Raw genomic sequence first — 24,955 nt, 5'->3', positions numbered from 1 at the left:
CCCACTCATGACCGCCCCCCTTGCCTTGACCATCGGCGATCCTGCAGGCGTCGGACCGGAGCTTGCCGCTGCCGCATGGGCCCTGAGCGATGCGGAAGGCCTGCCGCCGTTTTTCGTGGTCGGCTCGTCCCGCGTAATCGAGGAAGCGGCGCGGCGGCGCGGGATCACGGTGCCGGTGTGTACGGTGAAAGCGCCGGACGAAGTGGCTGCGTGCTTTGCCGGGGCCTTGCCGGTGCTGGACCTTGCCGACCTGCCCTATACTCCGGGCGAGCCTGATGACGCAGGTGCGAGCCTTGCCCTGAATGCGCTGGCGAGCGCGACCGGCCTCGTCCGCTCGGGCGCGGCATCGGCGCTGGTCACTGGCCCCATCGCCAAGAGCCTCCTTGCCCGAGTGGGCTTCGATCATCCGGGGCAGACCGAATTCGTCGCCGAGGCCTGCGGGGTGACGGCAGAGAACGCAGTGATGATGCTGGCGGGGCCGAGCCTGAAGGTCGTGCCGATTACCGTCCACGTGGCGCTGCGGCTGGTGCCGGACTTGCTGAGCGCCGAGCTGATCCGCAATCGCGCGGCGATCACTGCGGCGGCGCTGGTGCGGGACTTCGGCATCGCCAACCCTCGCCTCGCGGTGGCAGGCCTCAATCCTCACGCCGGCGAGGACGGGCGTATGGGGAGCGAGGACGCGGAGATCGTCGCGCCTGCCGTCGCCATGTTGCGCGAGGCCGGGATCGATGCGTTCGGTCCGCTTCCGCCCGACACGATGTTTCACGCCGAGGCGCGCGAAGGCTACGACGTGGCCATCTGCATGTACCACGATCAGGCGCTTATACCGATGAAGGCGCTCGATTTCGATGAAGGCGTGAATGTCACGCTGGGTCTGCCGATCATTCGCACTTCGCCCGACCACGGCACGGCGTTCGGCATCGCCGGGACCGGCAAGGCCCGCGTCGGCCCGACCATCGCCGCGCTGCGCATGGCGGGGGAATGTGCAGGCCGGAGGGCTTTGGCATGACCGACCTTCCCCCGCTTCGTGACGTCATCAATCGCCACGGCCTCTTCGCCACCAAGGCGCTGGGGCAGAACTTCCTGTTCGACGAGCAGTTGCTCGACCGCATCGCTCGCGTGCCTGGCAAGCTCAAAGGCGAGAACGTGCTGGAGGTTGGTCCGGGGCCAGGTGGACTGACCCGCGCCCTGCTTCGCGCAGGCGCAAATGTCACTGCAATCGAGATGGACAAGCGCTGCCTGCCTGCGCTCGCTGAATTGTCGGAAGCCTTTCCCGGCCAGCTTACGGTGATCGGCGGGGATGCGACCAAGATCGATCCGGCGACGCTGTTCGACGGGCCTTGGCACGTGGTGGCGAACCTGCCCTACAATGTTGGCACGCAGCTGTTCACCGGCTGGCTTTCAGGGCAGGACTGGCCGCCGCAGTGGAAGTCGTTGACGCTGATGTTCCAGCTTGAGGTGGCCGAGCGCATCGTCGCCGCGCCCGGAACCGATGCCTATGGCCGCCTTGCCGTGCTGGCGCAGTGGCGCGCGTCTCCGCGCATCGCGATGAAGGTTCACCGCAGCGCCTTTACTCCGCCGCCAAAAGTGATGTCGGCGATCATCCATGTCGAACCCGGCGTGATGCCCGAAGGCGTCTCGGCGCGGATGCTGGAGCGGGTGACCGAAGCCGCCTTCGGCCAGCGCCGCAAGATGCTGCGCCAGTCGCTGAAGGGATTGCCGGGGGCGCTGGACGCGCTGGAGGTGCTCGGCATCGATGCACAGCGGCGGGCCGAGACCTTGAGCGTGGAGGAGTTCGTCTCCATCGCGCGGGTGCTGACGAAGTAAGGGCGGACCCGCAGGCCCGCCCCTTCAAATTCAAGCTGGCTCGGCCACTTTCGCCAAAGCTGCCTTCTTCTTCAGACGCCATGCGTGGAGCAGCGGCTCGGTGTAGCCGTTGGGCTGTTCCACGCCGTTGAACACCAGATCGCAGGCCGCGCGGAAGGCGAAGCTTTCTTCCCAGTTTCCGGCCATCGGCTCGTAGAGCGGATCGCCCGCGTTCTGCGCATCGACCTTGGCGGCCATGCGCTTCAGGCTGTCCATGACCTGCGCGTTGGTCGCCACGCCGTGCAGCAGCCAGTTGGCCATGTGCTGGCTGGAGATGCGCAGCGTGGCGCGGTCTTCCATAAGGCCCACGTCGTTGATGTCGGGCACCTTGGAGCAGCCGACGCCCTGATCGATCCAGCGCACGACATAGCCCAGCAACCCTTGCGCGTTGTTGTCGAGTTCCTCGCGCACTTCCTCTTCGGACCAGTTCGCGCCGTCTGCCAGCGGGATCGCCAGCAGTGCGTCGAGGCCGGGCGTGGCTTCCTGCGCGACGCTTTCCTGCACTTCGAACACGTTGACCTGGTGGTAGTGCATCGCATGCAACGTTGCCGCGGTGGGCGACGGGACCCATGCGGTGTTGGCGCCGGTCTTCGGGTGCGCGATCTTCTGTTGCATCATGTCGTGCATCATGTCGGGCGCGGCCCACATGCCCTTGCCGATCTGCGCCTTGCCGGACAGGCCGTGGGCCAAGCCGATGCAGACGTTGCGCTTTTCGTAGGCGGCGATCCAGCCCGAGCCCTTGATGGCACCTTTCCGAATCATCGCGCCTGCCTGCATCGAGGTGTGGATTTCGTCTCCGGTGCGATCGAGGAAGCCGGTGTTGATGAACACGATCCGGTCGCGCACCGCCTCGATGCAGGCGGCGAGGTTGGCCGAGGTGCGGCGCTCCTCGTCCATGACGCCGACCTTCACGGTGTGGCGATCAAGGCCCAGCAGGTCTTCGACCGCGTTGAACAGGTCGTTGGTGAAGCCGACCTCTTCCGGCCCGTGCATCTTGGGCTTGACGATATAGATGCTGCCGGTGCGGCTGTTGCGGTGGCGGCCAAGGCCCTTGATGTCGTGGGCGGCAATGGCGCTGGTGATCACCGCGTCCATGATGCCTTCGGGGATCTCGCTGCCGTCTTCGAGCAGGATCGCCGGGTTGGTCATCAGGTGGCCGACATTGCGCACGAACAGCAGGCTGCGGCCGGGGAGCGTGATTGCATCGCCCGTAGCCGAAGTCCATTCGCGGTCAGCCTCAAGCGCGCGGGTCATGGTCTTGCCGCCCTTCTGGAAGCTCGCCTCCAGATCGCCGCGCATCAGGCCGAGCCAGTTGCGATAGGCCAGCAGCTTGTCCTCGGCATCGACCGCCGCGACGGAGTCCTCAAGGTCGACGATGGCGGTGAGCGCCGCTTCCATCACGATGTCGGCAATGCCCGCCTTGTCGTCAGCGCCCACCGGATGGGTGCGGTCGAGCACGATCTCGACATGCAAGCCGTTGTTGGCGAGCAGGATGCCGCCGGGCTTGGTCCCCGCAAACTGCGTGGAATCGCACAGCGGCAACGCGCCCGTCCCATCCCAGTCGGCCCAACTCATCCCGTCGAGCGGGAAGGTCAGGTCGAGGAAGGCGCGGCCTGCTCGGACGACGGCCGCACCGCGATCCTTGTCATACCCACCCGGCCGCGCGGGCGGCGCATCGAGTGCGTCGGTGCCGTACCAGGCGTCATATAGGCTGCCCCAGCGCGCATTGGCGGCGTTGAGCACGAAGCGGTCGTTGAGCACGGGCACGACCAGCTGTGGCCCTGCCATGCAGGCAATCTCGCGATCGACGTTCCGGGTGCCGATGGTGAAGTCATCCGGCTCGGGCACGAGGTACCCGATTTCGGTCAGGTATGCGCGGTACTCGTCCGCGTCGATGGGCTTGCCCCGGCGCTCGCGGTGCCATGAATCGATCAGCGCCTGCAGCGCGTCGCGCTTGCTCAGCAGCATGCGGTTTACCGGAGCGAAATGGCCGACCAGCGCGGCAAAACCCTGCCAGAAAGCCGCGACATCGAGCCCGAGCGGCCCGAGCACGTCACTGTCGATAAAGCTGGCGAGATTGGCGTCGACCTTGAGGCCGCTGCGATCGATACGTCCGTTCATTTCACCCATGTCCATACGCTCACATTAGCAACGCCCCGCAAACCGTGCGCAGCGCCGAATCCGATGAACCTGGGGAGGAACGGCCCAAGCCTATGCATGATCCGTCAGGGCATTGCAATCATGCGAAAGTCTGGCGTCAGCCGAAGACCTCGGCGTAGAGGCGCTCGATTTCCGCCGCTTGCGGAACGCGCGGGTTGTTGCCGGGCGATCCGGAAGCGAGCGCCTGCCGTGCCATTTCGGGGACGACCTCGAACCACCGAGCTTCGCTTATGCCGTGGGCGCGAGGGGATGGGACTGACAGGTCAGCATTGAGCGCTGCCAGTTCCTCGAGCAGCCGCGCCACTGCCGACTGGTCACCTTCGTCCGCGCGCGCCACGCCCATCGCCCGCGCGCAATCGGCATAGCGGGACAGCGCGGCGGGCGCGGAAAAGGCTGTCACCGCAGGCAGGAGCATTGCGTTGGAAAGGCCATGCGGAACGTGGAAGAACGCGCCGACCGGGCGGCTCATGCCATGGACCAGCGCAACGCTGGCGTTGGAGAACGCGATGCCTGCGTGATGCGCACCCACCATCATCGCCTCGCGCGCCGCGCGGTTGCCGGGTTCGGCACAGGCGGTACGGATATTGGGCGCGATCAGCTTCATCGCCGAGATCGCCATGGCATCGCTGAAGGCATTGGCTTTCTTCGAAACGTAAGCCTCGATGGCGTGGGTCAGCGAATCGATCCCGGTATCTGCCGTCAGCCGCGCGGGCTTGCCCATGGTCAGTTCGAAATCGACGATGGCCACGGTCGGCAGGAAGGCGAGGCCGGCGCATAGCATCTTCTCGCTGGTGGCCTCGTCGGTGACGATGGTAAACTTCGTCGCTTCCGATCCGGTTCCGGCGGTAGTGGGCACCGCGATGATAGGCAGACCCGGAACGTCGGTCGTTGCCGGAGCCTTCATCGACTGGACGGGGCGGGGATCAGCGGCAAGCGCGGCAATTGCCTTGGCGGTGTCGATGGGGCTGCCTCCGCCGAACCCGATCACGCAATCGCAATCGGCGGCGCGCAAGGCTTCCAGCGCTGCCTCGACCACGGCCACGGTCGGGTCTGGCACGGTCTCTGCGAAAACCGTCGCAGTCATTCCCGCCGAGTCGAGCACCCCGGTCATGCGTTCGACCATCCCCGAGCTGACCAGAAACCCGTCGGTCACGACAAAGGGCCGTGACACCCCGCACTGCGCCATTGCGGCAGGCAGCTCGGCCAGAGCCCCGCCGCCGATACGGATCACACGCGGCAGATTGATCGCAGCCATTTGGGTCCTCTAGCTTCTCGCGCCCATCCGACCGCAAAACGCGCTTGTGGGCAAGAGACCAAAAGGCGAGCCTGCCCGACCTCTCATCAAGAACGCGGCCGCCTAGACGCGGGCGGGGTCTATGACCTTGCCGTCGTGCGCTACCGAAGAGTGATGGATCCCGGCCTTCGCCGGGATGACGGCGGGGTTGGGATCGCGGACTTGGCGCCTTAAGCAATCCGTCGCCCGGCGCAGGCCGGGGCCCATGATCTTGCTGTCGTGCGCTGCCGAAGCGTTATGGATCCCGGCCTTCGTCGGGATGACGGGGCCGGGGCGAAAGGGGAGGGAGTGGTGATTCGTGGGCCGGGTCAGCGGCCTTGCATGTCGCGAGCTTCGGCAGGAATGTGCACGACCAGGCCCTCGAGCGCTTCGGTCAATTCGATCTGGCACGAAAGGCGGCTGGTGCGGGTGACGCCAGCGGCGAGGTCGAGCATGTCCTCTTCGTCATCCACCGCGGGCGGCAGCTTGTCGAACCATGCGGCGTCGATCACCACGTGGCAGGTGGAGCAGGCCATCTGGCCTTCGCAGGTGCCTTCCAGTGGCATGCCCTTGGCCTGGCCGAGTTCCAGCAAACGCGTGCCCGCTTCGCCCTCTGCGGCAATCTTTTCGCCCTTTGCCGTGACGAAAGTGACGCTGACCATGGTTACAAGACTCCCTGCGCGCGTGCCGCGGCGTTGATCGCCCCGGCCGCCTCTTCAAGCTCCTTATCCCCCGTATAGCGTCCGAAACCGATGCGGATCGCGGTTTTGCTATCCCTGTCCGAAAGTCCGAGCGCGCGCAAGACATGGCTCGGTCTGCCGGACCCGCTGGCACAGGCAGAGCCTGCAGAAAATGCCACGGTGCGGCATTCCGACAACAGTCGCGCCACATCGAGCCCCGGCAGGCGAAGGTTGAGATTGCCGTGCCAGCGCTCGGTGGCGCTGCCGTTGAGCGTCCAGCCCTCGAACAGCGCGCGCACCTTGGTCCACAGCTTTTCCACATGAAGCCGGTCGGTTTCCGACAGACTTGTGCACAGAGCCGCCGCCGCACCAAAGCCGGCACAGAGCGCAGGGGACAGCGTGCCCGAGCGCAATCCGCCCTCCTGCCCGCCGCCGTGGATGAGGGGCGAGAGTTCTACTCCATCACGCACCCACAGCGCGCCGATGCCCTTGGGGCCATGGAGCTTGTGGGAAGATATTGCGATCAGGTCGGCGCCGTCCGGAGCGGTGAGCTTTCCTGTCCCCTGCACCGCATCGCACAGGAACAGCGCGCCAATCTCGTGCGCCCGTCGTGCGAGCTCCGCGACCGGCTGGATGGTGCCGATTTCGTTGTTGACCTGCATCACCGCGACAAGGCCGGTGCCTTCCGGAATCGCCACGTCGGGATCGACCAGCCCCGCCCCATCCACAGGCAGAACCGTCATGCCCGGATTGAGCGCCCGCGCCGTATCCAGCACCGCCGCGTGTTCGATGGCGCTGACTGCCAGCCGTTCCTGGCCCGATCCCGCCAGCGCCAGATTGATCGCCTCGGTCGCGCCGGAGGTGAACACCACGCGCCCGCCCGGCGGGAGGAGCGCGGCAACCTGCCCACGCGCCACTTCCACCGCCGCCGCCGCCGCTCGCCCTGCCCGGTGCGGGCTGTGCGGGTTGGCGAACCCCATCTCCTCAGGCCCTGCGAGCCACGGCATCATCGCCTCGCGCGCTTCGGGGGCGAGCGGCGTGGTCGCCTGATAGTCGAGGTAGATCACCCCCGAATCTCCTTCCACATGCCCACGAACCGCGCGATCTCCGCCTCGGTCGTCTCGCGCCCGATGGATACGCGGATGACTTCACCGGGATGCGGATGGCCCATCGCGGTCAGCACGTGGCTGGCCTTCAGCGAGCCCGAGGAACAGGCACTTCCTGCGGAAACGGCGATGCCCGCGCCGTCGAAGCGGATCAGTTGCGCTACGCTCGACTTGCCCGGCATGCGGTAGGCGGAAATCGTCGGGCTGCGCACAGACTCCGGCGCAACAATTTCCGCCCCGTTTTCAAGCAGTTGATTCGTCAGCGAATCTCGCAAACCTGCAGCGCACTTGAGCCATTGATTCCCGGCTTCGAGAGCAGCCACCATGCCGAGCACCAGCGGCAGCGCCTCGGTCCCGGCGCGATAGCCGCGCTCCTGGCCGCCGCTCGGGCTCAGCATAGCCCAATCGCGCACCAGCAAGGCTCCGACGCCAACCGGCCCGCCGAACTTGTGTGCCGATAGCGCGATCATGTCCGCCTGCGGCAAGGGAAGTTTCCCCGCGCCCTGCGCGGCATCGACCAGCAACAGCGAAGTGCAGGACTTTGCCAACTCTGCGATTGGCGCAAGATCCTGAACAACGCCTGTTTCGCTATTGACCTGCTGGACTGCCAGGAGCGCCGGCCCTCCAGCCTTAAGCGCTTGCTCCAGTTCGGAAATTCTGACCATCCCGGCCGTATCGACACCCAGGCGAATGGCATCCGGCGTCAGCCGAAGCACTGCCTCGTGCTCCACGGCGCTGGTGATGTTCCTTGTTTGTTTCCCCGGGGAAACATGCTTTGTTGCGATGGCCAGCGCCTCGCTCGCCCCGCTGGTGAAGATCACTTCGCCCTGCCAGCCCAATGCCGCCTTCACCCGCGACCGCGCATCTTCCAGCGCCGCCCGCGCCGCGCGCCCCGCCGCATGCGGGCTCGAAGGGTTTGCCCAGATGCGAAAACCCTCCTGCATCGCCGCCAGTGCCTCGGGCAGGAGCGGCGTCGTGGCGGCGTGGTCGAGGTAGATCGGTTTTTGTGGCAACGTGAATCCCAGCAATTGCGCGGAAAGATTGCTTTCGGAGGGTTGGTTTCTATATAGCCGTCAACGCAATTCCCAGCCCCGGCATTCCATGCCGACCGGGCCAGACCACAGGATTACCGGACAGGCAATGCCCGCAGTCATTTTCCCCGGCCCCGAAGGCCGCCTCGAAGGCCGTTTCCAGCCCGCCACCCGCCCCCGCGCACCGGTCGCGATGATCCTCCATCCGCACCCGCAGGCGGGCGGCACGATGAACGATCGCATCACGCAGGCGATGTACAAGACTTTCGTCGCGCGCGGCTTTGCCACGCTGCGCTTCAACTTCCGGGGCGTCGGGCGCAGCCAGGGCTCGTTCGACAACGGCATTGGCGAACTCAGCGACGCGGCCGCCGCGCTCGATTGGGTGCAGTCGATCCATCCTGAAGCCAGCACCACGTGGATCGCGGGCTATTCGTTCGGCGCCCTGATCGGCATGCAGTTGCTGATGCGCCGTCCGGAGATCCGTGGCTTCATCTCGGTCGCCCCGCCTGCCAACATGTACGATTTCAGCTTCCTCGCGCCCTGCCCCGCCTCGGGCATCATCGTACAAGGCACGGCGGACACCGTCGTCACGCCCAACGCGGTGCAGAAACTGGTCGACAAGCTGCGCACGCAGAAGCACATCACCATCCACCACGACGAAATCCCGCGCGCCAACCATTTCTTCGAGAACGAAATGGACGACATGATGCGCGCCGTGGACAACTACCTCGACATGCGCCTGTCGCCGGACTGCCCGATCCGCTGATCACGTCGCATCTTCACGATCCGTCGCCCAGACGCAGGCCAGGGCCTGTGGCCTTACAGTCGCGCGTCAACGCATCGTAATGGATCCCGGCCTGCGCCGGGATGACGGGGTGGTGGAGGGCGGTGGAATGCGCGCCGATCGCCCTCCCAGACTTGCGTCGCCCCGGCGCAGGCCGGGGTCCATGGCCTCACTGTCATGCACCACCGCACCTTAATGGGTCCCGGCCTGCGTCGGGAGGACGGGAATGAGCGAACGGAGAATCAAAGCACCGACGGCATGCCGTCGATCAGGATGGTCTTGAGTTCGAGATAGGGGAACAGCCCCTCCGGCCCGCCTTCGCGGCCGATGCCCGATTGCTTGAACCCGCCGAAGGGCAAGCCGAAGTCCATGCGCAAGCCGTTCTGCCCGAAGCCACCTGTGCGCACGCGGCGCGCGATGCGGTAGGCGGCATCGGCGTCAGTGGTCAGGACCGAGCCGTTGAGGCCGTAGGCGCTGGCATTGGCGGTGCGGATCGCGTCTTCCTCGTCCTCCACCGGGATCAGGCTGAGGACGGGGCCGAAGATTTCCTCCTGCGCGATGCGGCTGTCGTTCCTGACGTTGGCGAACAGTGTCGGTTCGATGAAGTAGCCGCGGTTCATGTGTGCCGGACGCCCCCCGCCGGTCACCAGATCGGCGGTGGCCTTGCCCTCTTCGATATACATCTCGATGCGCTCGAGCTGGCGCTTCATCGCCACCGGGCCGAGTTGCGCCTGCGGATCATCGGAATGGCCGATGCGGACCTGCTTCATCTCCGCTGCAATGGCATCGGCGAATTCATCGTGGCGGTGGCGTGGCACGATTACACGGCTGAGCATGGCACAGACCTGCCCGCTCATCATCGTGATCGTGCCCGCCAGCATCTTGGCGGCGGCATCTATCGGGAAATCATCGCGCACTATGGCAGCGGACTTTCCGCCCAGTTCCAAGGTGCAACGCGCCATGCGCGCGCCGCAGACCGAGGCGATGCGCTTGCCCGCAACGGTCGAGCCGGTGAACGAGACCTTGTCCACGCCCTCGTTGCAGACGAGATGGTCGCTTGCTTCGCGGTGCCCGGTGACGAGGTTGACGACACCCGCCGGAATGCCCGCCGCCTCGGCTGCCTCGGCGATGATATAGGCCTCGAGCGGGGTTTCGGGCGAAGGCTTCATGATCACCGTGCAGCCGGTGAGCAGCGCATAGGCGACCTTGTTGGCCATGATCCCAAACGGCCCGTTCCACGGCGCGATGGCGGCAACGACGCCGACCGGTTCATAGGCGATCAGCGCAGTATCGGCGGCCATGCTCGGGCGCCGCTCGACGAATTCGAACTGTTCGGCAAAGCCCGCGATCTGTGCCAGCGCCATGACGCTGCCGCCGTGCATCGGGCCGGCAAACGAGGCGAGCCCGCCCATCTGCGCGGTCCACGCCTTGGCGAGCTCGGGCACGCGGGTTTCGAGATGCGCGACCATGCGGCGGAATACAGCGATGCGCTCGGCAGGCGGCGTGGTTGGCCAGGGACCATGGTCGAAGGCCGCGCGCGCTGCGGCCACGGCGGCATCCATGTCGGCCTCGTCGGCTTCAGCCACGCGCCCCACGACCTGCTCGGTGTTGGGTGAGATAAGGTCGATCATCCGGCCTGAGTGCGCAGGGACCCACTGGCCGCCGGTGTACAGCTTGTCGGGATGGGCGACGTTCACGCCTTCGGGTGTCATGGCTTATGTCCTCTCAAGCCTGCGCCAGCGCGCACTCGACGCGCTCGATCAGGCCGTTGTTGATCGTATAGAAGATGAACTGTCGCATTTCCTGCACTTCGCCCGCCCTGATCGGGAAAAAACCGTGCAGCCCCTGCGCATCGAGCGCCTCCCGGGTGAGGTCCTTCACGCCTTCGACGCGGATGACACCGTCGATGGCGGTCAGCGTATCCGAGCAGGCGAAATTCAGCACCGTCACGCTTTCCTTCACGTGATCGTGGAGGAAGCCGTAGAAGTCCTTGAGCGTCTGCCGCGAGCGGATTTCGACGCCGAAGAAGGTCATCAGCGGCGGATCGACATAGAAATCGGCAACCGCGTCATAGTCCTTCGCGTTGAACGCGGCGACATAGCGGTCATAGGCCTCGCGCGTCAGCACGGCATCTCTCCCCTTCGCGGCCGGATTCGGCTCGTAGGTCAAACGCTAACATTTGATAGGGTTTGCGCCAAGCGCAAAAGAAAGGGGCGGCCATTGCTGACCGCCCCCGTTCCCCCATGAACCTGAAACGGATCAGAAGCGCTTCTGCACCGTGACCGCCCACTCGCGCGGACGACCGACCTGGCTGTAGGCCGTGCCGGTGAAGGCATAGACTGCAGCGAAGCGGAAGGGCGTGTAGTATTCGTTGAACACGTTCTGCACTTCGAACGCGATCGACAGATCCTCGGCCTCGTTCCGCCAGGTCAGACGGGCGTTGCCGATGTTGTACGAGTTGAAGTACTCGATCGGCTGACCGGCAGCCAGACGACCGGCGCTCGTGCGACCAGTGTGGGCATAGTCGAAGCGCGGCGTCAGCGAGCCAGCGCTGCCGAGGTTGGCGCGATACTGGATGCCGAAGCTGTACTTCCAGTTCGGCGTCACGATCGGATCGGTCAGCAGGATGGCGTTGCCCACCCGCGGGTCGATGTTCTTGTAGTTGCCAGTCAGATGGCTGAGCGAGGCATCGATATCCAGGCCCTCGATCGGCGAGGCCTGCATTTCAACTTCGAAGCCCTTGATCCGGCCATTACCCGCATTCTGGCGCGCACCGCACGGCGCGTTCGAACCCAGCGACGCACACGAAATCAGCGGAAGCTGGATGTCGTTGTAGTCGTTGATGAAGCCAGCGATGTTGAGGCGCAGGCGGCGGTCGAACAGGTCGGTCTTGAGGCCTGCTTCGTACGCCGTCACCGTTTCCGGATCGAAGCTGCCGTTCAGGGCCTGCGCGGCGTCGAACGGACGCGCAGTCACGCCACCACCCTTGAAGCCGGTGCCCACGGTGACGTAGGCCAGCACTTCGGGGCTGAAGCGGTAGTCGGCGGAAATGCGCCAGTCGACCTTGTCGCCTGCGTACGTCGCCTTCACGCCATCAAGCGCGCCAAGGAAGTACGACACCGTGCCGTCGAAGTTCTTGCGGACGAAGGTGTAGTCCTTGCTTTCCTTGGTATAGCGCAGACCGCCGGTCACGGTCAGGCCATCCATCGGTCGAACGATCGCCGTACCGAACACGGCCTTGCTGTCCGCGTTCACCGGGTCGTTGCCGAGGAACTGGAAGTTGAGGCCCGGCGCGATGTAGCGGATGTCCTGGCGGGTGAAGTAGGTCGAACGCTGGTCGGAGTAGAAGCCGCCCACGGTGACGTCGACCGTGTCGCCGAGCTTGGCGTTGACACGCAGTTCCTGGCTGAAGAACCAGAACTTGAGGTCGTTGTAGCCCTGGCCGACGACATTGAGGTCCGGCGTATAGTCGTCGTCGGTACCCCACTTCTGGCGATATTCGCGGTAGGCGGTGATCGACTGGATGCTGACATCGTCGTTGAGCTTGAACGTGCCGTTGCCCGAAACGCCCCAGCCAGTGAACTTGGTGCGGTTCGGCATGTAGTAGCCGTCCTTCACCTGACCCCACGGTCCGGGGATCGACAGGCCCGGGGGCGGCGTGTTGCCCTGCCCGTAGAAGTTTGCGTAGGTGCAGAAGCGGCCGCACAGGTAGGTGCTGCTGATCTTGGCCGGATTGATCAAGGAGATCACTTCAGCGGCATTCGTGCGGTTTTCGTACGTGTAGTCGCCGATGACCGTGTAATCGATCGAGTCATTCGGGTTGTAGCGCAGCGAACCGCGGATACCGGCATAGTTCTTCTCGCCCAGCTTGTCGATCAGGCAGCCCTGACCGCTGCTCGGACGCGCGCCGATGCCCTGTGCATTGTTCGGGAAGACGCAGCCGTAATCGAGCTGGTCGACATAGCCTTCCTGGTGCTTGTAGACGCCCGAAATGCGGCCATAAAGCCCTTCGGCAAGCTTGAAGTTGGCGCTGGCACGGAAATCGGTACGCTGGCGGCTGCCATAGACGGCTTCGACCATGCCCGAAGTCTCGTCGGTCGGCCGCTTGGAGAACAGCTTGATCGCACCACCGATGGCGTTACGGCCGGTCAGCGTGCCCTGCGGACCACGCAGAACTTCGACGCGCTCAAGGTCCAGCAGATCGAAGATGCCGCCGGTCAGCGTCGCGTAGTACACGTCGTCGATGTACATGCCGACGCCCGGTTCGTAGGCTGGGTTGAAGTCGAACTGGCCGATGCCGCGGATTGAGGCGCCGAGCGACGAACCATAGGCGCCACCCATCGCGTTGAGCTGCACGTTCGGCGCCTGCTGCGCGATCTGGGCAAGATCGGTCTGGTTGCGCGAGGCGAGCAGCTGCGCGTCGACCGCGGTGATCGAGAGCGGGGTGTCCTGCAGGCGCTGTTCGCGGAACTGCGCGGTCACCACGATCTCGCGTGCCGATTCCGACGTGTTTTCGTCAGCCTGGGTTTGTGCCTGCGCCTGCTGAGCCATGGCGGGCATCGCCATGCCGAGCGAGAGCGCGGCAAGGCTGCCTGCAGCAAGCAGGCGCACGTGTGACGTGGTACGATGGGCTTGAGCCATATCCCCTCTCCTGTATGGTTCTCTTCGGAACCGGTTGATGTTTGTTAGTAAGACATACTAAATCACGCTTTGCAAGCCTAACATTTGCGAGCGTGGCGCGAAGCCGGAACTGATGCAGATCGGGCACACTTCGCCCCTTGCTCCGGGACGGGAACCCGGCGATAGAAGCGGGCGATGAATCCGGTCCCGGCCCCTGAATCCCAGTCTGACGCCCCGGTCGACCTCGCCATCGAGGGCGAAGTCGCGCTGCTGATCGACCTGCTCAAGCTCGGCACCTTCATCGGCACGCCAATGCGTGAAGGCGTGGCCGATCCGCTGGGCCTGACCACCACCGACCTGCGCATCGTTCTCGCACTGGGCGGAGAAGGGGAACTGGCGGGGCACGACCTGTCGGAGATCATGGGCGTGCCTCCGATGAACGTCAGCCGCGCCATTGCCGCGCTTACCGACCGAGGCCTTGTCGAACCCGGCGCAAACCGCCGCAATCGCCGCCGCAAGCCGGTCCGTCTGACCGATGCCGGCCAGCGCCTGTTCGCCCGCACGATCCCGGCCATGTCCCATGTCGGCGCCGACCTGTTCAAGGGCGTCTCGCAGCGCGACCGCGAGGCTTTCCGCCGCGTCGCCGCCTCGGTGCTGGCCCGGATCGGCCGCTGGGGCGCTTGATGCTCGCCTTGCATCCCCGCCCCTCGCCTGGCCGGCAGGCCGGTCGCTCGGGATAAACTGCCTAACGGGCAGGCGGGGAGCTTTCTCTCCCAACTTAGGCGTAAACCGACTGAGGCCCCCGCCTTCGCGGGGGAGCAGGATTATGTCACGCAAAGACGCAAAGACGCGAAGATGTTGCGGGTTACGCAGACCTTATCGCGCCCTGATACCGCACAAGAGATCGAAAACGGCTTCTCCATAAACACGACATCTTTGCGTCTTTGCGTCTTCGCGTCTTCGCGTGACATCATCTATTTCCTCATCCCCACGTCTCAACGCCCCCCCTCAAGGCCACTTCTTCTGCAGCCGGGTGAAATCGCCGACGGCAAAGGCCTTGGCCAGCACCGGGTGGGCGAAGCTCATCGCCACTTCCTGACGGTTGGGCCAGGTCTGGCGGACGTCGGTTTCGGGCAGGAGCCGGTCCGGCCCGATCGGGTTTTCGGGGAAGCACACGGCGGCGGGCTGCAGGTGCGCGACGGTCTTGGCCCAGCCGGTCTCGTAATCGGCCTGCCACTGCATCATGTAGTCGAGCCGCTTGATCTTCCAGACGCCGTCTTCCTTGACGTAGTCGTTCTCATAGATCCCGCTTTCCCAGAACTGCTGCGGCATGCCTTCGGGCTTGTCCTTGAGGATGTCGTCGTGCCAGCCGCCTGCGAGGATGCCGCGGAAGCGGCCCTTGGCGGTCAGGCCATCGGGCGCGATGGTGATCACGTCCTGCAGTTGGAAATGGTCGAGCAGCAGCCCGTGGACCGGGCCGCGCCGTCCGCCGGTGAACAGGTTCTGGAACCACGTTCCGTAGAGCCGCATCACCCCTTCGTAGCCGACGTATTCGCCCGAGAGGAACACGACCGCGCCGTCCTTTGCGAAGAGGCCTGCCACTTCCTCGGGGCGGTTGTAATCGATGTAATAGCCATAGGCCCATTGCAGGCGGCGGATCGCGTTGAGATCCTCAAGCTCGGTCACGCGGGCTTCGAGAGCGGCGAGGCGGGCATTCACGTCGGTCATCAGGCGACTCTCCCAAGTCAATATTTGTATGTAACACTAACAAATGCGTCGCCGAAAGCGAGAGCAAAAATCACCCGCCGAGGCACCTTGCGCGCCAAGGCCTCCGCGCTAGTCTCTGCCCCGGACGGAGCGTGGAGAATCTGCGATGTGCGATGAGTTTACCGAGGCCGAGAACGCCGAATTTTTCCTCAATCGCCGCGAGTTCGCCTCGCTCGGCGCAGGCGCTGCCGCGCTTGTCACGATCCCCGGCTGCGCCACGGCAGCCGAAGCGCCCACCGCCAGCCGCATGGTCACGATCGACACGCCCGATGGCAAGGCCGACGCGTTCTTCGTCTACCCGAAGAAGGGCAAGCACCCCGCCGTGATCATGTGGCCCGACATTGCGGGCCTGCGCGATGCCTACAAGACCATGGGCACCCGCCTTGCAGCCGCAGGATATGCGGTGCTGGTCGTCAACCAGTACTACCGCTCCAGCCCGGCGCCGATCCTCGCCTCGCTGATGGAATGGCGCACGCCTGCGGGGCAGGAAAAGCTCAAGCCCATGATCGGCGCTATCACGCCATCGGGCACCACGACCGACGCTGCCGCCTTCGTCTCGTGGCTCGATGCGCAGAAGGAAGTGAACTCGAAGAAGCGCATCGGCTCGTGCGGCTATTGCATGGGCGGGCCGTTCACCGTGCGCACCGCCTTTGCCAACCCGGCGCGCGTCGGCGCGGCGGCCTCGTTCCATGGCGGCGGACTTGTCGGCGATGCGCCCGACAGCCCGATCAACCTGATCCCCAAGACCCGCGCCGCCTACCTCATCGCCATAGCCCAGAACGACGACGAACGCGCGCCGAAGGAAAAGACGCAGCTGCGCGCGGCGGCTGACGCAGCCAAGCGGCCTGCGGAGATCGAAGTCTACCCGGCGCAGCATGGCTGGTGCACGCTGGATGCGCCGATCTATGACCGCGCGCAGGCGGAGAAGGCGTGGGGGCGGATGCTGGCTTTGTTCAAGAAGAGTTTGTGAGGCTGACACATAGCTGTCAGACTTAAAGCTAGAAGGGCGACAAGTCTGAAATCGAACATGGCAAGGTAAACGATGCTGATTATTCCGCTGCTCGCCCTGTTCTCGGCGACGAACGGTCCGCCCGCATCGAACATGGGTCCGTGCGAACTTCACGTCTGGCAAACAGAGAATTATATTTCTAGCTCACCTGCTCCCTATTTAGCCTATGGCGGCTTGGGGGCGGCGCTTCAAAGCCTGCACGATAGCAGTTACCCTGCCGACAGCGTCGTCGGAGTAATGGACTTCGAATTGAAAGCTGAACGCCTCAAGCCGCTTCTCGAAAAAGTTGATTGGCAGAGCTACCTTGGGTCTGGCGATGTGAGCATAATCGTCGAACCCCAGATCATAGACAAATCATTCATCGGCAAGGCGCGTTCAGCGAAAACCCGAAACTCCCAATCGCAGGCATCTTGCTACGCTGAACTTTACCTCAGTGACCAGACATTCGAAGGCGGGTTCATAAAATCCCATTTGTTCAATAATCTCACGATCAGAGACTTTCGGAATGGCGGTTATTTCACGGCAAACGGCATCGTCTGGAATCAGTTGAAGGGGTTTCCAGCCAAAGACGAAGCATCGCTGCCAGTCGCCAGAGAGAACTTCCGGGACGCCTTCGTCCGAAACGTGGTGAAGTTTCTGGACAAGAAGCTACCGCGCAAGCCCAGCAAGGGCTGAATGTGCGGCTCAGCCACTGAGAATACCACTAGCCCGCCGTCGCCCGGGCTTGACCCGCGGCCCCGCTGCCTTTGCGCGAGGTGTCGGCCTCAGCTTGGCCGAAGGAGAAAAGCGGGATCCCGGGTCGAGCCCGGGATGACGGGAGTGTGGTGGTGGTAAGCCCACCTCTTGCACTAAGGGGGTGCCCTTCAAGCCCCCCGCAGCATCTCCACGTTTTCCTCGATCATCTGGCGGACCGAGCGGGCTTTGCGGCCCGTGAGGCGCTCCACGTCGTCGGTGCACAGTTCGAGGAAGCCTTCGCGGATGGCGCGGCCGAAGCTGACCATGTCGTCGCTGTTCCAGGGGATGCCGGCGACTTCGAGATCGTCGACCGGGCGGCGGGGGATGCCCATGGCGTCGAACATCGCGTACTGGCCTTCGTCGTCGAGCGAGACGTGTTCGACGGGGCGTCCGGTAACTTCGGCCATGATCGCGGCGACTTCGGCGAAGGTCTGCAGGTCGGGGCCGGTGATGTTGTAGATCCGGCCCAAGTGCTTGTCAGAATCTGGGCCCTCGCCGGTCAGCACGGCGACGGCGCTTTCGATGCAGTCGTCGCGCCAGACCATGGCTTCGCGGCCTTCTCCGGCGTTGGAGAACCACTTGCCGGTCTGGATCACGTTCGGCCCCATCATCAGGACCATGGCATCGGCATAGTGCGCATCGCGCAGCATGGTCCAGCCGCAGCCCGAGGCGCGGATCAGGCGTTCGGTCTCGATATGGTCGTGGCGGACTTCGGCGGGGTTGGCAGGATCGTCGATGCCGATGAAGCTGGTGTAGATCACGTGCTTCACGCCTGCCGCTGCGGCCGCATCGATCGCCGCCCTGTGCTGCACTACGCGCGCGCCGACGCGGGTGCCGAAGATCAGGAGCATCTTGTCAGCGCCCTGCACCGCCTGCTCAAGCGTCTCGGGCTTGTCGAAATCGCCATAGCGCACGGTGCAGCCCTGGGCGGCGCGGTCGCTGAGCTTTTCCGGCTTGCGCGTGATCAGGATGAGGTCTGCGGCGCGGCGCTGCGCGATCAGCCGGTCGGTGACGCCGCGACCATAATTGCCCGAGGCTCCGGTGATGACGATCTTGCTCATGCCAGCGCGTCCAGCTGCGCCTGCGGGACCCACCAGCCGTGGACTTGCGGGCGCAGGCGGGTGGGGATGTGGACCTTGGCAACCGGTCCTGCGGCGATATTCCCGGCATCGACCACCCACGCTTCATGGATGAACTGGTTGTCGCCGATCTGCTGGTCCATGATGAACACCAGCCAGCCGTCCTTGGCGGGATCGGTGGCAGGCACGTGCACCGGCTCGTTGAACCCGGCCATCGGCGGCAGGGCGAGCGCGTTGGTCACCTGCGGGGTGGCTGTGTCCATCCCGTCCAGCCGCAGCAGCATGTTGAAGCTCACGCCCACCGGTCCTGCGAACAGCGGCGGTCCCTGCAGCTGCGGGTTCATCGAAAGCATGAAGCCGGTCTTGTAGGGGCGACCTTGCAGCTTTGCGGGGATAACCGGGAAATCGCCCGGAGGACCGATGATTGTTTCGGTCACCTCGCCGCTCTCGCTGCGCGGATCGACGGTCCAGCGGGTGAGCGCGCCGACCACGTCCTGCGGGCCGATGTGGATGCCCGAAGGCTCGCGGATGAAGGCGAAGGCGTTGGTGTTGTTGAGGCAGGCATCGAAGTGGAGCATGCCGTCGGCATCCTCCCACGCGTTCATCATGTGGTAGGAGTGGCAGCCCTTGGGCCCCTTGAACCACTTGATTTCAGACACATCGCCATAGCGCGGCATGACGCCCAGCCATGAGTCCAGCTCCGGCTGATGGTGCCAGTGCTCCCCGCCTGCCTTGAGCCGATCAAGGTCCGCTGTCGTCGGGTAGATCGGGAACAGCGCGTAGTTCTCGCTGATCGTGAAATCGTGCATCATCGCGCAGTAGGGCGCATCGAACCACTGTTCGGACTTCAGCGTGCCATCAGGTGCGACGATGCAGTAGGCGACCTTGGTCGAGGCCTGCCCGTCCGCCTCGTAGCCATAGAAGAACAGCTCGCCTGTCTCGCCGTCGATCCGCACGTGCGCAGTCATCGTCTCGCTCTTGAGCGCGCCGCCGAAATCGTAGGAGCCGAGCGTTTCCAAGGTCTTTGGATCGACGCGATAGGGCCGCCCGTCCTCCTTGGCCATCAGCAGACGCCCGGCGTGCCAGACCGGCGTGGTGTTGGCGACGGTGCGGTCCACGCCCTGCACCGAAGGATCATCGGTGAAGGGGTTGCGATACTTGCCGAACAGCGCCTTTCCGGCAGCCTTTTCCGCCATGTAGCGCGCGGTATGGACATACTTCTGCGCGAAGTCTGCCGTGCCATCGCTGTTGAACGACAGGCGGCTGACCATGCCATCGCCCGACAGCGTGTGATCATTGTCGAACATCGGCGGGAAGGCGGGATCGGGCACGGCGCGATAGAGGCTGCCGCGCACTTCGGGCGGCAGATCGCCTTCCACCTTCAGTCCAAGCAGGTCCACTTCCTGCCCTACCGGCTCGTTCGCCCCGGTAAAATAGATCGTCTGCGGATACGCGCCCATGACCACACCTCACCCTATCATTTGTTACGGTATGTGTAGCGCAAAGCGTAAGGCAATCAAGCCCACCAATAGGCGGTCGCGCGCATTTCGATGCTGACGCGGGGCGGCGCATCGGCGGGGCAGTCGGGCAAGTCGAAAGCAACGTGGGGCACGTGGTGCGCGCGGGCGGGATCGCTGTCGTTGGTCTTGAACAGCACCGCCTCGTCGATGGTCATGGCGGAAAACCAGTGCCAGCGGTGCGCCGGGTTGTGCGCCACGACCAGCCCTTCGAATGACCATTCGGGCTTGCCGGGTTCGTCGAACACGGCATCGGCGGCGATCAGGTCTTGCGGGGCAAGGCTGCGCGCATCGCAGAACGCCAGCGGCACGTCCTGCGGCGGCGGCGAGATGGCGCGCCAGACATTGTAGTGGGCGCAGCGCAGGAATGCCCGACCGTTGGCGCCGCGCTCGCCGAACGTCTGCGCGGTGCGGTCGGAAATGTCGATATGGGCAAAGCGCGCGGGCATGGAGTTGTTGAGGCTGCCAGCCTTGCCGCTCTTCTCCGAGAAGCGCAGGAGACCCGGCGCGCCGACATGGACGAAATCTGCGCCGGTGTGCGCCTGCACCAGTTCCTCGATTTCGCGCATGTGCAGCCGTGCGACCTGCTCGCGGTCGGCAAAGTCGGCGACGGCGCTCTTGTGCGCCACGATCTCGAAGCCCTCGCGATCAATGCTGGTGCCAAGGCCGCGGGCATCGGTCATCGCCATCGGCGCGAGGGCAATCTCGACCTCGTCGCGCTCGTGCGCGTTGGCGTAATAGCGCGGGCGTTCGAACCGCCGCCCGGAATAGGCAATCAGCGCTTCCATCATGCTCTCCTTGGCCGGCCCGCTTGTGGTGCAGGTCCGTCGTTGAATTTCAGTCGTCATCCCGGCGAAGGCCAGCTTCAAAACACTACCGTCATGCGCTGCGGCGAGGTCATGGGCCCCGGCCTGCGCCGGGGCGACGGTGGTGGGGGAACAAATCTTAAATCCCCTCAGCCGTCTTCCGACCAGTCAAACCAGACTCTCGCCTCCAACCTCGTCATCCCGGCGAAGGCCGGGATTCATTACGCCTCTGGCACGCCCGACAGCGAGGTCATGGGCCCCGGGTCAAGCCCGGGGTGACGGGAGGTAGTGTAACTCCCCAACGAAAAAGGCCCGCCGTTTCGGGCGGGCCTTTTGCAAATCAACCGGCGGCCAGCTGCTGTTCAAGCTCGCCCAGCACGCGGTAGCAATCGAGCACCTTGGCGACCGAGCTGTTCGGCTCGCGGCCTTCGCGGATCGCGGCGATGAATTCGCGGTCCTGCAGTTCGATGCCGTTCATCGAAACGTCGACCTTCGAAACGTCGATCGGCTCTTCCTTGCCGTTCACCAGATCGTCGTAGCGCGCGATGTAGGTCGCGGTGTCGCCGATGTAGCGGAAGAAGGTGCCGAGCGGGCCGTCGTTGTTGAACGAGAGCGACAGGGTGCAGATCGCGCCGGTCTCGCTCTTGAGCTGGATCGACATGTCCATGGCGATGCCCAGTTCAGGGTGAATCGGGCCTTCGATGGCATTGGCCTTGACGATCTTGCCTGCCTGATAGGCAAACAGGTCCACCGTGTGCGCGGCGTGGTGCCACAGCAGGTGGTCGGTCCACGAGCGCGCCTCGCCCTTGGCGTTCATGTTCTTTCGGCGGAAGAAGTAGGTCTGCACGTCCATCTGCTGGATGTTGAATTCACCCGCAGTGATCTTGTTGTGCACGTACTGGTGCGAAGGATTGAAGCGGCGGGTGTGGCCGACCATGCAGACCTTGCCGGTCTCCTGTTGCACGCGCAGGACTTCCTGCGAATCCGCCCAGCTGTCGGCCAGCGGGATTTCCACCTGCACGTGCTTTCCGGCTTTCATGCAGGCGATGGCCTGCGCGGCGTGCATCTGCGTGGGCGTGCACAGGATTACTGCGTCGACGTCATCGCGGGCGAGGGCTTCTTCCAGTTCAGTGCCGGAATGCTTCGCGCCGTACTTTTCGGCCACGGCGGCGGCCTGTTCGGCACGGCGGCTGATGATCGAGGTGATTTCGACGCCATCGATGTTCTTGAGGCTGTCGAGGTGCTTTTCGCCGAACGCGCCGGCGCCTGCCAGGGCTATGCGCATGTCTGTTCCCTTTCTTGAAAAGGCACCGGGCGGCTGTGGAGCCGCCCGGCAAGGGTGGATGGGGAGAAAGTCAGTCTGCCGGTTCGAGCACGATGTGCCCGATCGCGGTGTTGCTGCACGGAATGTGGTAGTGGCGGTTGAGCGTCTTGACGCTCTTGCCGAGCGCCCCGCGCATGATCAGCCACATGACCATCTCGATGCCCTCCGAGCCGGTCTCGCGCAGGTATTCGATGTGCGGGATGTGGCGGACGTCGTCGTTGTCCGATTCCAGCATGTCGAGGAACTTGTTGTCCCACTCGCGGTTGAGCAGCCCGGCGCGCGGACCCTGGAGCTGGTGGCTCATGCCGCCCGTGCCCCAGATCTGCACGTTGAGGTCTTCGGGGAAGCTTTCCACCGCGCGGGCAATCGCCTCGCCCAGCGCCCAGCAGCGGTTGCCCGACGGGACGGGGTAGGTCACCACGTTCACCGCCAGCGGCACGACCTTGCACGGCCACTTTTCCGGCTGGCCGAACATCATCGAGAGCGGCACGGTGAGGCCGTGGTCGACGTCCATCTCGTTGATGATGGTCATGTCGAAGTCTTCGAGGATCAGGCTCTGGGCGATATGCCAGGCAAGATCGGCATGGCCTTCCACGTCGGGCACCGGACGCGGGCCCCAGCCCTCGTCGGCGCTCTTGTAGTGCTCGCCGCAGCCGATTGCGAAGGTCGGGATAATGTTCGCGTCGAATGCCGAGGCGTGGTCGTTATAGACCAGAATCACCACATCGGGCTTCTCGCGCTTTTCCCATTCGCGGGTCCACTCGTAGCCCTTGAAGATCGGGCCGAAGTAGTCGTCCTGCCACTTGCCCTGATCGACGGCGACACCAAGCAGAGGAACGTGGCTGGAGCCGACGCCAGCGGTAATGCGGGCCATATCAATAGCCTCCCTTGATCGAGCGGTTGCCGATGGGCGAACGTCCGCCATCAAGCATCATCTGGCGATATTCCGGCCAGGTCATGTCGGTCATCGTGCTGACCGCTTCGGCGAACGGCAGTCCGTCCGAAGAGAACAGCTTCGACAGGAAATAGACGTTGCCGCCAAGGTCGAGCAGCGCGTTGTAGTCGCGCTTGAGCAGCGCCTGCTTGGCCTCTTCCGAGATGTTCCACTCGTCGAGGTAGGCGCGCTCGTCGGCCTTGAAGCGCTCGCGGTTTTCGGCCTTCATCAGGCTCATCGCGAACTGGTTGATCCAGTAACCCTTGCGCGCGCGGGCGGCGGTGTAGACCCGCGTGCCTGGAATGTCTTCCAGCTCGGCAAGGTATTCGTGGATGTTCTGCTTGGGCGTTTCCTGCGTCACAGGCCCCTCTCCTTCAGCTTGGCGTCGAGGCGCGGGAACACGCGGCGCGCGTTGCCCTCGAAGATCGCGTGACGTTCGGCATCGCTGATGTCGAGCGCATCGACATAGCGCTTGGTGTCGTCGAAATAGAACCCGGTGGTGGGATCGATCCCGCGTACCGCGCCGACCATTTCCGAACCGAACAGGATGTTCTTGTTCTCGATCACGTCGGCCAGCAGGTTGATCCCCGGCTGGTGATAGACGCAGGTATCGAAGAACACGTTGTTCATCAGGTGCGTGTCGAGACCGGGCTTCTTGAGCATGTCGGCAAGGCCGCGATAGCGTCCCCAGTGATAGGGCACCGCGCCGCCGCCGTGCGGGATGATGAAGCGCAGGGTGGGGAACTTGCTGAACAGGTCGCCTTCGAGCAGCTGCATGAAGGCGATGGTGTCAGCCGCGATGTAGTAGCCGCCGGTCGCGTGCATCGCCGGATTGCACGATCCCGAGACGTGGATCATCGCCGGAACGTCCAGCTCGACCATCTTCTCGTAGAACGGGAACCAGAACTCGTCGGTCAGCGGTGGGTGCTTGAAGTGGCCGCCGCCCGGATCGGGGTTGAGGTTGCAGCCGATGAAGCCCAGCTCGTTGACGCAGCGCTCCAGCTCGGCGATCGAGCTGGTCATGTCCGCTTCGGGCGACTGCGGCAGCATGCACACGCCCGCGAAGGTTTCGGGGTAAAGCCCGACGACGCGCGCGATCAGGTCGTTGCAGACTTGCGCCCACTTCACCGCGACCGACTGGTCACCCACGTGCGGGGCCATGGCCGAGGCGCGAGGCGAGAAGATCGTCATGTCCGCGCCGCGTTCCTTGAGCAGGCGCAGCTGGTTCGATTCGATCGTCTCGCGGATCTCGTCGTCCGAGATTTCGGGATAGGGCGGGCACTCGGTCCCGGCCTTGAACGCGGCCTTCTGCTTCTCGCGCCACTCGTCGTGCGCCTTTGGCAGCACGGTGTAGTGGCCGTGGCAGTCGATGATCATGGTCATGCGACTTCGGTCCTCTCTGGGGTGAATGCGATTGTCTTGCCCGCCTGCTCGCGCTGGCGTTTCACGGTGCCGCTGGTCATCACCGGTTCGACGCCCAGTGATTCCAGCGTCTTGGCACTTTCTTCCATTTCGGCGGCGCGACGGAGGCCATGGGTGGTCATGCGCTCGACGTTGTACTCGGCGCGTACGAACCAGCTCTCGTGCTTCTCGCTGGCATCGAGCGAGGACAGCACCTCGTCCACCACGCCCGCCCTGGTCGCCCCCAGCATCATCTCGGCGGTCAGTGCTTCGATGCCTTTGACCATGATCGAGCGGATCATCTTGATCGCGCTGGCGCGGCCGATCTCGTCGCCGACGACGCGCGTCTTGGCAAAGCCTGCGGCGCGCAGCCGCGCCTCGGCCTCGGCCGCATGAGCGCCCGAAATCAGCAGCGGCACGTTCATCCGCGCCGGGTTCACCGGCGCCAGCACTGCCACGTCGACATAGCGCCCGCCCGCCGCCTCGATGGCCATTGCCGCCGCGCGCTTGGTATCGGGTGCGACGGAATTCATGTCACACCACAGCGCACGCGGCTTCAACAGTGCGGCATAATCTTCAGCCGCAGGCAGCGCTGAATCCGCCGTCACCAGCGAAAGCACCACGTCGGCATCACTCAAGGCATCCTCGGCCGTCGCACAGACCACGACGCCCGCCCCTTCCATCACCTCGCGTCGGGCGGGATTGATGTCGAAAGCCAGCGCCGCAGACTCCCAGCCTGCCGCCTTGGCAAAAGTGGACCCGGCCTCGCCGAAGCCGATCAGGGCAATAGTGCTCTCCATGGGCGTGGGTCCTGCGCGGACATGCGCAAAGGAACAAATGCAAACATCGCCGGGGTCATAAAT

The 24,955-nt window shown here is 64.5% G+C and carries 23 protein-coding genes; 6 read left to right on the top strand and 17 right to left on the bottom strand.

Going from position 1 to position 24,955, the window contains the following annotated elements:
- Nucleotides 1–7: 7 nt before the first annotated feature.
- Both pdxA and rsmA read left to right on the top strand, forming a co-directional pair.
- Nucleotides 8–1,009 carry a 4-hydroxythreonine-4-phosphate dehydrogenase PdxA gene (gene pdxA / locus ACZ1JX_RS01745; RefSeq protein WP_465125116.1) on the top strand — a complete coding sequence of 334 codons (1,002 nt, stop codon included), beginning with the start codon at nucleotides 8–10 and terminating at the stop codon, nucleotides 1,007–1,009.
- Entirely contained in the window at nucleotides 1,006–1,827 is an 822-nt protein-coding gene (gene rsmA / locus ACZ1JX_RS01740) for a 16S rRNA (adenine(1518)-N(6)/adenine(1519)-N(6))-dimethyltransferase RsmA (RefSeq protein WP_465125115.1), read from the top strand. The genes pdxA and rsmA overlap by 4 nt, the downstream gene beginning before the upstream one ends.
- 30 nt (nucleotides 1,828–1,857) lie before the next feature.
- Here rsmA and ACZ1JX_RS01735 read toward each other — a convergent pair whose 3' ends face one another.
- The 5 genes from ACZ1JX_RS01735 to ACZ1JX_RS01715 form a co-directional block, all read right to left on the bottom strand.
- Nucleotides 1,858–3,987, bottom strand: a complete 2,130-nt coding sequence (locus tag ACZ1JX_RS01735) for a malate synthase G (RefSeq protein ID WP_465125114.1) — start codon at nucleotides 3,985–3,987, stop codon at nucleotides 1,858–1,860.
- A gap of 136 nt (nucleotides 3,988–4,123) precedes the next feature.
- A complete protein-coding gene (locus ACZ1JX_RS01730; protein WP_465125113.1) occupies nucleotides 4,124–5,281 on the bottom strand; it encodes an iron-containing alcohol dehydrogenase in 1,158 nt (385 codons plus the stop codon).
- A gap of 347 nt (nucleotides 5,282–5,628) precedes the next feature.
- On the bottom strand, nucleotides 5,629–5,961 hold the full coding sequence (locus ACZ1JX_RS01725) for a 2Fe-2S iron-sulfur cluster-binding protein (protein ID WP_465125112.1): 333 nt from the start codon (nucleotides 5,959–5,961) through the stop codon (nucleotides 5,629–5,631).
- Between the two features lie 2 nt (nucleotides 5,962–5,963).
- Nucleotides 5,964–7,046, bottom strand: a complete 1,083-nt coding sequence (locus ACZ1JX_RS01720; protein ID WP_465125111.1) for a cysteine desulfurase family protein — start codon at nucleotides 7,044–7,046, stop codon at nucleotides 5,964–5,966.
- A complete protein-coding gene (locus tag ACZ1JX_RS01715; protein WP_465125110.1) occupies nucleotides 7,043–8,098 on the bottom strand; it encodes a cysteine desulfurase family protein in 1,056 nt (351 codons plus the stop codon). Before ACZ1JX_RS01715 ends, ACZ1JX_RS01720 begins: the two co-directional genes overlap by 4 nt.
- Before the next feature lie 127 nt (nucleotides 8,099–8,225).
- On the opposite strand from ACZ1JX_RS01715, the gene ACZ1JX_RS01710 reads away from it, so the two are divergent.
- A complete protein-coding gene (locus ACZ1JX_RS01710; RefSeq protein ID WP_144902140.1) occupies nucleotides 8,226–8,882 on the top strand; it encodes an alpha/beta hydrolase in 657 nt (218 codons plus the stop codon).
- A 260-nt stretch (nucleotides 8,883–9,142) separates the two neighbouring features.
- Here the strand turns inward: ACZ1JX_RS01710 and ACZ1JX_RS01705 are convergent, their stop codons facing one another.
- From ACZ1JX_RS01705 to ACZ1JX_RS01695, 3 genes are all read right to left on the bottom strand, one after another.
- Nucleotides 9,143–10,612, bottom strand: coding sequence for an aldehyde dehydrogenase (locus ACZ1JX_RS01705; protein WP_465125109.1), 1,470 nt, complete (start codon nucleotides 10,610–10,612; stop codon nucleotides 9,143–9,145).
- Nucleotides 10,613–10,625: 13 nt separating this feature from the next.
- Nucleotides 10,626–11,027, bottom strand: coding sequence for a nuclear transport factor 2 family protein (locus ACZ1JX_RS01700; protein ID WP_465125108.1), 402 nt, complete (start codon nucleotides 11,025–11,027; stop codon nucleotides 10,626–10,628).
- Between the two features lie 132 nt (nucleotides 11,028–11,159).
- Nucleotides 11,160–13,541, bottom strand: a complete 2,382-nt coding sequence (locus ACZ1JX_RS01695; RefSeq protein ID WP_465125107.1) for a TonB-dependent receptor — start codon at nucleotides 13,539–13,541, stop codon at nucleotides 11,160–11,162.
- A gap of 174 nt (nucleotides 13,542–13,715) precedes the next feature.
- Between ACZ1JX_RS01695 and ACZ1JX_RS01690 the strand changes: the two genes are divergently transcribed.
- A complete protein-coding gene (locus ACZ1JX_RS01690) occupies nucleotides 13,716–14,204 on the top strand; it encodes a MarR family winged helix-turn-helix transcriptional regulator (RefSeq protein ID WP_465125106.1) in 489 nt (162 codons plus the stop codon).
- A gap of 324 nt (nucleotides 14,205–14,528) precedes the next feature.
- Here ACZ1JX_RS01690 and ACZ1JX_RS01685 read toward each other — a convergent pair whose 3' ends face one another.
- A complete protein-coding gene (locus ACZ1JX_RS01685; protein ID WP_465125105.1) occupies nucleotides 14,529–15,248 on the bottom strand; it encodes a nuclear transport factor 2 family protein in 720 nt (239 codons plus the stop codon).
- A gap of 145 nt (nucleotides 15,249–15,393) precedes the next feature.
- Between ACZ1JX_RS01685 and ACZ1JX_RS01680 the strand changes: the two genes are divergently transcribed.
- On the top strand, nucleotides 15,394–16,257 hold the full coding sequence (locus ACZ1JX_RS01680; protein WP_465125104.1) for a dienelactone hydrolase family protein: 864 nt from the start codon (nucleotides 15,394–15,396) through the stop codon (nucleotides 16,255–16,257).
- 72 nt (nucleotides 16,258–16,329) lie between these two features.
- The gene (locus ACZ1JX_RS01675) at nucleotides 16,330–16,971 is read left to right on the top strand and encodes a hypothetical protein (RefSeq protein WP_465125103.1); all 642 of its coding nucleotides are present in this window, start codon (nucleotides 16,330–16,332) and stop codon (nucleotides 16,969–16,971) included.
- 188 nt (nucleotides 16,972–17,159) lie between these two features.
- Here the strand turns inward: ACZ1JX_RS01675 and ACZ1JX_RS01670 are convergent, their stop codons facing one another.
- The 8 genes from ACZ1JX_RS01670 to ACZ1JX_RS01635 form a co-directional block, all read right to left on the bottom strand.
- A complete protein-coding gene (locus ACZ1JX_RS01670) occupies nucleotides 17,160–18,092 on the bottom strand; it encodes an SDR family oxidoreductase (protein ID WP_465125102.1) in 933 nt (310 codons plus the stop codon).
- Nucleotides 18,089–19,570 (bottom strand): carotenoid oxygenase family protein, encoded by a 1,482-nt coding sequence (locus tag ACZ1JX_RS01665; RefSeq protein WP_465125101.1) that lies wholly within the window; start codon nucleotides 19,568–19,570, stop codon nucleotides 18,089–18,091. The genes ACZ1JX_RS01670 and ACZ1JX_RS01665 overlap by 4 nt, the downstream gene beginning before the upstream one ends.
- Before the next feature lie 56 nt (nucleotides 19,571–19,626).
- The gene (locus ACZ1JX_RS01660; protein ID WP_465125100.1) at nucleotides 19,627–20,418 is read right to left on the bottom strand and encodes a CmcJ/NvfI family oxidoreductase; all 792 of its coding nucleotides are present in this window, start codon (nucleotides 20,416–20,418) and stop codon (nucleotides 19,627–19,629) included.
- Nucleotides 20,419–20,773: 355 nt separating this feature from the next.
- Nucleotides 20,774–21,718 carry a Gfo/Idh/MocA family oxidoreductase gene (locus ACZ1JX_RS01655; protein WP_465125099.1) on the bottom strand — a complete coding sequence of 315 codons (945 nt, stop codon included), beginning with the start codon at nucleotides 21,716–21,718 and terminating at the stop codon, nucleotides 20,774–20,776.
- Nucleotides 21,719–21,788: 70 nt separating this feature from the next.
- Nucleotides 21,789–22,631 (bottom strand): class III extradiol dioxygenase subunit beta, encoded by an 843-nt coding sequence (locus ACZ1JX_RS01650; protein WP_465125098.1) that lies wholly within the window; start codon nucleotides 22,629–22,631, stop codon nucleotides 21,789–21,791.
- A 1-nt stretch (nucleotide 22,632) separates the two neighbouring features.
- A complete protein-coding gene (ligA, locus tag ACZ1JX_RS01645; protein WP_465125097.1) occupies nucleotides 22,633–23,052 on the bottom strand; it encodes a protocatechuate 4,5-dioxygenase subunit alpha in 420 nt (139 codons plus the stop codon).
- The gene (locus tag ACZ1JX_RS01640) at nucleotides 23,049–24,074 is read right to left on the bottom strand and encodes an amidohydrolase family protein (protein ID WP_465125096.1); all 1,026 of its coding nucleotides are present in this window, start codon (nucleotides 24,072–24,074) and stop codon (nucleotides 23,049–23,051) included. The genes ligA and ACZ1JX_RS01640 overlap by 4 nt, the downstream gene beginning before the upstream one ends.
- Nucleotides 24,071–24,892 (bottom strand): NAD(P)-dependent oxidoreductase, encoded by an 822-nt coding sequence (locus tag ACZ1JX_RS01635; protein WP_465125095.1) that lies wholly within the window; start codon nucleotides 24,890–24,892, stop codon nucleotides 24,071–24,073. Before ACZ1JX_RS01635 ends, ACZ1JX_RS01640 begins: the two co-directional genes overlap by 4 nt.
- Nucleotides 24,893–24,955: the final 63 nt, after the last annotated feature.

This window comes from Novosphingobium sp. BL-A-41-Hi4A-0G (assembly GCF_055521735.1).
The sequence above is the reverse complement of the archived record's forward strand: the minus strand, read 5'-3'. Positions and strand labels throughout refer to the sequence as shown.

Excerpts from the sequence above, each read along its gene's own strand:
- pdxA (WP_465125116.1), top strand. The coding sequence starts at position 8 with ATGACCGCCCCCCTTGCCTTGACCATCGGCGATCCTGCAGGCGTCGGA.
- rsmA (WP_465125115.1), top strand. The coding sequence starts at position 1,006 with ATGACCGACCTTCCCCCGCTTCGTGACGTCATCAATCGCCACGGCCTC.
- ACZ1JX_RS01735 (WP_465125114.1), bottom strand. The coding sequence starts at position 3,987 with ATGAACGGACGTATCGATCGCAGCGGCCTCAAGGTCGACGCCAATCTC.
- ACZ1JX_RS01730 (WP_465125113.1), bottom strand. The coding sequence starts at position 5,281 with ATGGCTGCGATCAATCTGCCGCGTGTGATCCGTATCGGCGGCGGGGCT.
- ACZ1JX_RS01725 (WP_465125112.1), bottom strand. The coding sequence starts at position 5,961 with ATGGTCAGCGTCACTTTCGTCACGGCAAAGGGCGAAAAGATTGCCGCA.
- ACZ1JX_RS01710 (WP_144902140.1), top strand. The coding sequence starts at position 8,226 with ATGCCCGCAGTCATTTTCCCCGGCCCCGAAGGCCGCCTCGAAGGCCGT.
- ACZ1JX_RS01705 (WP_465125109.1), bottom strand. The coding sequence starts at position 10,612 with ATGACACCCGAAGGCGTGAACGTCGCCCATCCCGACAAGCTGTACACC.
- ACZ1JX_RS01695 (WP_465125107.1), bottom strand. The coding sequence starts at position 13,541 with ATGGCTCAAGCCCATCGTACCACGTCACACGTGCGCCTGCTTGCTGCA.
- ACZ1JX_RS01690 (WP_465125106.1), top strand. The coding sequence starts at position 13,716 with ATGAATCCGGTCCCGGCCCCTGAATCCCAGTCTGACGCCCCGGTCGAC.
- ACZ1JX_RS01685 (WP_465125105.1), bottom strand. The coding sequence starts at position 15,248 with ATGACCGACGTGAATGCCCGCCTCGCCGCTCTCGAAGCCCGCGTGACC.
- ACZ1JX_RS01680 (WP_465125104.1), top strand. The coding sequence starts at position 15,394 with ATGTGCGATGAGTTTACCGAGGCCGAGAACGCCGAATTTTTCCTCAAT.
- ACZ1JX_RS01675 (WP_465125103.1), top strand. The coding sequence starts at position 16,330 with ATGCTGATTATTCCGCTGCTCGCCCTGTTCTCGGCGACGAACGGTCCG.
- ACZ1JX_RS01670 (WP_465125102.1), bottom strand. The coding sequence starts at position 18,092 with ATGAGCAAGATCGTCATCACCGGAGCCTCGGGCAATTATGGTCGCGGC.
- ACZ1JX_RS01665 (WP_465125101.1), bottom strand. The coding sequence starts at position 19,570 with ATGGGCGCGTATCCGCAGACGATCTATTTTACCGGGGCGAACGAGCCG.
- ACZ1JX_RS01660 (WP_465125100.1), bottom strand. The coding sequence starts at position 20,418 with ATGATGGAAGCGCTGATTGCCTATTCCGGGCGGCGGTTCGAACGCCCG.
- ACZ1JX_RS01655 (WP_465125099.1), bottom strand. The coding sequence starts at position 21,718 with ATGCGCATAGCCCTGGCAGGCGCCGGCGCGTTCGGCGAAAAGCACCTC.
- ACZ1JX_RS01650 (WP_465125098.1), bottom strand. The coding sequence starts at position 22,631 with ATGGCCCGCATTACCGCTGGCGTCGGCTCCAGCCACGTTCCTCTGCTT.
- ACZ1JX_RS01640 (WP_465125096.1), bottom strand. The coding sequence starts at position 24,074 with ATGACCATGATCATCGACTGCCACGGCCACTACACCGTGCTGCCAAAG.
- ACZ1JX_RS01635 (WP_465125095.1), bottom strand. The coding sequence starts at position 24,892 with ATGGAGAGCACTATTGCCCTGATCGGCTTCGGCGAGGCCGGGTCCACT.